General features: G+C 67.0%; 6 protein-coding genes. 4 read left to right on the forward strand and 2 right to left on the reverse strand.

Features of this window, described 5'->3' with window-relative positions; all coding sequences use genetic code 11:
• The first annotated feature begins 21 nt into the window (after nucleotides 1-21).
• Nucleotides 22-759 (forward strand): glucose 1-dehydrogenase, encoded by a 738-nt coding sequence (locus VN856_RS19950; protein WP_325692147.1) that lies wholly within the window; start codon nucleotides 22-24, stop codon nucleotides 757-759.
• A 3-nt stretch (nucleotides 760-762) separates the two neighbouring features.
• Here VN856_RS19950 and VN856_RS19955 read toward each other — a convergent pair whose 3' ends face one another.
• Nucleotides 763-1,629, reverse strand: coding sequence for a TIGR03619 family F420-dependent LLM class oxidoreductase (locus VN856_RS19955; RefSeq protein WP_325692149.1), 867 nt, complete (start codon nucleotides 1,627-1,629; stop codon nucleotides 763-765).
• Nucleotides 1,629-2,399, reverse strand: coding sequence for an HAD-IB family hydrolase (locus VN856_RS19960; protein WP_325692151.1), 771 nt, complete (start codon nucleotides 2,397-2,399; stop codon nucleotides 1,629-1,631). Before VN856_RS19960 ends, VN856_RS19955 begins: the two co-directional genes overlap by 1 nt.
• Before the next feature lie 69 nt (nucleotides 2,400-2,468).
• Between VN856_RS19960 and VN856_RS19965 the strand changes: the two genes are divergently transcribed.
• The 3 genes from VN856_RS19965 to VN856_RS19975 all read left to right on the forward strand — a co-directional run.
• Nucleotides 2,469-3,647 carry an acyl-CoA dehydrogenase family protein gene (locus VN856_RS19965; protein ID WP_325692158.1) on the forward strand — a complete coding sequence of 393 codons (1,179 nt, stop codon included), beginning with the start codon at nucleotides 2,469-2,471 and terminating at the stop codon, nucleotides 3,645-3,647.
• 13 nt (nucleotides 3,648-3,660) lie between these two features.
• Nucleotides 3,661-4,785, forward strand: a complete 1,125-nt coding sequence (locus VN856_RS19970) for an acyl-CoA dehydrogenase family protein (RefSeq protein WP_325692154.1) — start codon at nucleotides 3,661-3,663, stop codon at nucleotides 4,783-4,785.
• A partial coding sequence (locus VN856_RS19975) for an FAS1-like dehydratase domain-containing protein (RefSeq protein ID WP_325692156.1) occupies nucleotides 4,782-5,042 on the forward strand: 261 nt, incomplete at its 3' end. The genes VN856_RS19970 and VN856_RS19975, both read left to right, overlap by 4 nt.

Raw genomic sequence — 5,042 nt, forward strand, 5'->3', positions numbered from 1 at the left:
GCTGCGGTAGCGTGACGCGGCATGGGACGCGTGGACGGAAAAGTTGCATTGATCAGCGGCGGCGCTCGGGGGATGGGCGCCGCCCACGCTCGCGCACTGGTCGGCGAGGGCGCGAAGGTCGTGATCGGCGACATCCTCGACGATGACGGCAAGAAACTTGCCGACGAGCTCGGCGACGCGGCGCGCTACGTCCACCTCGACGTCACCCAGCCCGAAGAGTGGGATGCCGCGGTGTCCACCGCGGTCAACGACTTCGGCAAGCTGAACGTGTTGGTCAACAACGCCGGCATCGTTGCGCTCGGCCAGCTCGGACAGTTCAACGTGGAAAAGTGGAACAAAGTCATCGACGTCAACCTGAACGGGACGTTCCACGGGATCCAAGCCGTCGTCGAGCCGATGAAGGCCGCCGGCGGCGGCTCGATCATCAATGTGTCGTCGATCGAGGGCCTTCGCGGCGCAGTCATGGTGCACCCGTACGTGGCTTCCAAGTGGGCGGTGCGCGGCCTGACCAAATCCGCCGCGCTCGAACTGGCCTCGCAGAACATCCGGGTCAACTCCATCCACCCGGGCTTCATCCGCACCCCGATGACCAAGCACTTCCCCGACGACATGGTCACCGTTCCGCTCGGCCGTCCCGGCGTCTCCGAGGAGGTCGCCACCTTCGTGCTGTTCCTGGCCAGCGACGAATCGTCGTACTCGACCGGCGCTGAGTTCGTGATGGACGGCGGATTGATCAACGACGTCCCGCACAAGTTCTGACCGCTAGCGGCACTTCTCGACGACGGTCTCGGCGAACCGCTCGATGGCGCCGCGGCAGCCCTCGCGGTCGTTCGGCCCGACGTCTTCGGCCATCCACGGCGCGCACATCACCGCGGTGATGCCGAGGTCTTCGGCGCGTCGGTAGAGATCGGCCGACGGCACCTCGAGCAGCGCCAGCATGATCTCGAACGGCTCGCCGTCACGCCCGTACTCGCGTCGCAACGCCGTCAACTTCTGCACGTAGCGGACCGCGTCGTCCCAGACGTACGCCGTGCCGACCCACCCGTCGCACAGCCGGGCGGCGCGGCGCAACGCCACCTCCGATTCGCCGCCGCACAAGATCGGCACAGGTGCCACCGGGTGGGGCTCGAGCATCAACTCGGGTACCTGGTAATGCCGACCAGTCCACGACACCCAGCCGCCCTGCCACAGTGCACGCAACGCCGGGATCATTTCGTCGAGCCGCTTTCCGCGGGTGTTGAAATCCTGTCCCAGCAGGTTGAATTCCTCGCGCATCCAGCCGGCGCCGACAGCCAGCGACACCCGGCCGCCGGATATGACCGACGCGGTTGCCACTTGTTTGGCGACCTCCACCAGCGGGCGGGACGGGGCGACGTAGATGGCGTTGGAGAACCGCAGCTGTCGGGTAATCGACGACATCGCCCCGATCATGATCCACGAATCCGGCCACGCGGTCTCCGGCGGCCACGGCGGACGTCCGGCCGGTGACGGGTACGGCGACGTCAGATTGCGCGGATAGATCAAGTGGTCGGCACAGATCACCCCGTCGTAGCCACAGTCATCCAGCATTCGCGCGATCGCCAGCGCGTCGGTCGTCTCCATAAACGGTGTGCCAGACCAGAACTGCATCAGGCGCCCTTCCGGAGCATCGACCGGACCCGCGGGCGGCCGCCCGAGCCGGTGACCCGCAGCACCGGCCACCCGCGTTGGCCGGCCACCGCCGCAAGGCGCGGTCGTGGGTTGACCGGGCGGGGGTGGCCGACCACCGCCATCAAAGCCGCGTCCTCGTCGCCGTCGGCGTAGAAGTAGCTATCGTCCAGCGTCACCGCGTTGTCGATGCAAAAATTCTGCACCGCAGCCGCTTTCGTCGGCCCCCACACGATGGGACGGACGATGTTCCCGGTCAGTAGGCCGGCGTCGTCGACCGTGAAGTGGTTGCACAAGACGTGGGTGATGCCCAGGAATCGGGCCACGGGCCGCGCATGGATGGTCAGCGCCGAGGAGCACAGCGCGACGGTGTGGCCGCGGGCCTGATGCGCATGCACGATCGATCGCATCGCCGGAAAGACGCGCGCCGCGATCCGGTCGACGAATAGCCGATCGCCAATGGCCTCCAGCTCCGCGAGCGATTCGCCGCGCAGGTAGCCGGCGCCTCGCACGACCAGGCGCCCGAACTCCATGCGGCCGAACCGGTATCGCATCATCGCCTCGGCAACACCTAGAACCTCGCCGACTCCGGCCTGTCGGCGACGGATCCGATCACCGGCATGCGCGGTGGCGGTGAACCCGGCGACCAGCGTGCCGTCCAGGTCGAAGAACGCACCCGTTTCGGGTCCGGCGGGGCCGACGGCAATCTCCGCGAGGGCGGCCGACACCGACTGCGAATCGTCGAGGGGCACGTCGTACGACTTTAGGTCCGTTTTCGCAATCGCGGGCGCAAGCATCAAGAACCGGCTAGGAAAAGGATGGTGGATTTCGAACTCGACGCAGCGCAGGACGCCTGGCTGGCCGAGGTGCGCGCCTTTCTCACTGAGAACGTCACGCCGGCGCTGCGATCCGAACTGGCCGAGCACGGCCAGGAATTGCCCGACCGGGAAGTCGCGGCGTTCCGGCGCAAGATCGGCGAGCGGGGCTGGTTCGGACTGAACTGGCCGTCGGAGTACGGCGGTCTCGGACTCGGCGCCGTTTATCAGCACCTGTTGATGCGCGAGTTCGAGTATTGGGGTGTCCCGGGTCCGGACCTCACGGTGACATCGGTCGCGCCGATGATCATGCGGCACGGCACCGAACGGAACAAGCTCGAGTTCCTTCCGCCGATCGCTCGCGGCGAGCTGATCTGCGCGGTCGGCTACTCCGAACCCGAAGCGGGCACCGATCTGGCCAGTCTGCGCACCCGGGCGGTGCAAGACGGCGACGAGTGGGTCATCACCGGCTCCAAGATCTGGAACAGCGTCGCCAACCGTGCCACGCACGAATGGCTCTGTGTGCGAACCGATCCCAACGCGGCCCGGCACCGCGGCATCTCGGTGATCATGGTTCCGACCAATCTGCCCGGCATAGAAATCCGTCCACTCTATGCATGGTCGGGGTATCGCACCAACGAAGTGTTCTTCGACGCGGTACGGGTGCCCGTCGGGAACTTGATCGGGGAACTCAATCGAGGCTGGACCTATATCACCGGCGCGTTGGACCTCGAGCGAGGCGCGCTGACCAATGCGGGAGATCTGCGCCGCGCACTCGACGAGCTGACCGAGCTGGCCGGGCGGCCGCGACGCGACGGTTCGGTGCCCCTGCAGATTGCCGGCTTCCGCCGCCGCCTCGCCCAAGCGGAAGCGGATGTGGAGGCCGCGACGCTGATGGGGTATCAGGCGGCTTCGCTACTGGACAGCGGCGTGATCCCTACCGTAGAGGTCAGCGTCGAGAAAGTGTTCAGCAGCGAATTGCGACAGCGGATCGCCGATTTGGCCATCGATCTGCTCGGCCCCGACGGCCTGTTGGCTTACCGCAGCCCGGGCGCACCCGAGGACGGGAAGTTCGAACGGCTCTACCGGGTGTCGCCGTTGATGCGCTTCGGCGGCGGCACCAACGAGGTCCTTCGCGACGTGATCGCGCAGCGTGGCCACGGCATGCCGTCGTACGGACGCTGATGGTGATGACATCGTGAAACTGCTACCCGATCAGGACGAGCGAGATCTGGCGTCGATGCTCTCCGCGCTGTTTGCCGCCGAGTGCCCGATAAGCCTGGTCCGCGAACTTCGCGACGCGGACCCACGGTCGGTGCCCGCCCGGCTGTGGAAATCGTTGGCGGACGCCGGCGTATTCGGCCTGTTTCTCCCGCAGGAATACGGCGGCGCCGGCGGCGCGCTATCCGACCTCGGCATCTTCTGCCTGGAGGCGGGCCGCGGCCTGTGCCCGACGATCGTGCACGGCACGGTGCAGGCCGCTCTGGCGATCCAGCTACTCGGCGGACCCGCCCAGCATGCGGCATGGTTGCCCTCGCTGACCGACGGAAGCATCAGTGCCACAACATGTTTGTGGAGTCCACGTAATGCCGCAGTGACCACACCGACGCTGCGCGTGCGGTCGGAGGCGTGGGGTGGCTGGCGGCTCAGCGGCGCAGTCGATTTCGTCGCGGACGCCGACCTGGCCGATCACCTCGTCGTGTCGGCAGCCGCGGCGGGGGAGCGGGTGATGGCGTTCGTCGTGCCGTTGACCGCAGCGGGCCTATGGATCGACCCGCTGCAATTGATGGGCGGGCACCGCACATTCCGGATCGGATTCGACGACGTCGAGGTGATTGATCCGGCGGCGGTGCTGGACGGGGCCGACGGTGCGGGCCTGGCCGAACAGGACCTGCGCCGGTTGGCCAACGCCGCGGTGGCGTTGCTGTCGCTGGACCTCGTCGGTGTCGGGGAGGCTGTGTTGCAGCGCACGGTCGATTACACGATGGCGCGCAAGCAGTTCGGCCGCCCCATCGCGTCCTTTCAGGCCGCACAGCATCTGGTGGCGAATATGCATATCGCGCTGGCCGCGGCGCGACTCGCCGCCCATTCAGCAGTGTTCTGGATCGGGAAGGGCCACACCGCCACCCGCCAGACCGCGACTGCCCGTATGCACGCGGCGACCGCGGCGAAACTGATCACGCTCGATGCGCACCAGTTGCACGGCGGCATGGGCTATGTCGTCGAGACCGATTTGCATTTGTTCTCCGAGCGCGCCCGGGTGTTGTCGACACTGGGCGGCGGGGCGGATATCGCGGCGACGTGGCTGGAGGACCAGGCGTGAGCGACCAGAGTCTGATCGACGCCGAATCGGCTTCGCGAGTGGGAACGGTCGCGGCCACGGCGGCGGGTGAAGTCAACCGGCGCGACTGGCAACGGTGGGCCGCGGCGGTCGGTGATCACAATCCACTGTGGTTCGATTCCGAATACGCTTGCGCCCAAGGCTATCGCGACATCATCTGCCCACCGCTCTACCTGCAGTACGCCATTCTGGGAGTCACGCCGCTGGACGGCTTGCGGCCGGATGGGTCGTCCGGAGCC

This window comes from Mycobacterium sp. (genome assembly GCF_035603715.1).
In the GTDB taxonomy this organism is placed as follows: domain Bacteria; phylum Actinomycetota; class Actinomycetes; order Mycobacteriales; family Mycobacteriaceae; genus Mycobacterium.

Excerpts from the sequence above, each read along its gene's own strand:
- VN856_RS19950 (WP_325692147.1), top strand. The coding sequence starts at position 22 with ATGGGACGCGTGGACGGAAAAGTTGCATTGATCAGCGGCGGCGCTCGG.
- VN856_RS19955 (WP_325692149.1), bottom strand. The coding sequence starts at position 1,629 with ATGCAGTTCTGGTCTGGCACACCGTTTATGGAGACGACCGACGCGCTG.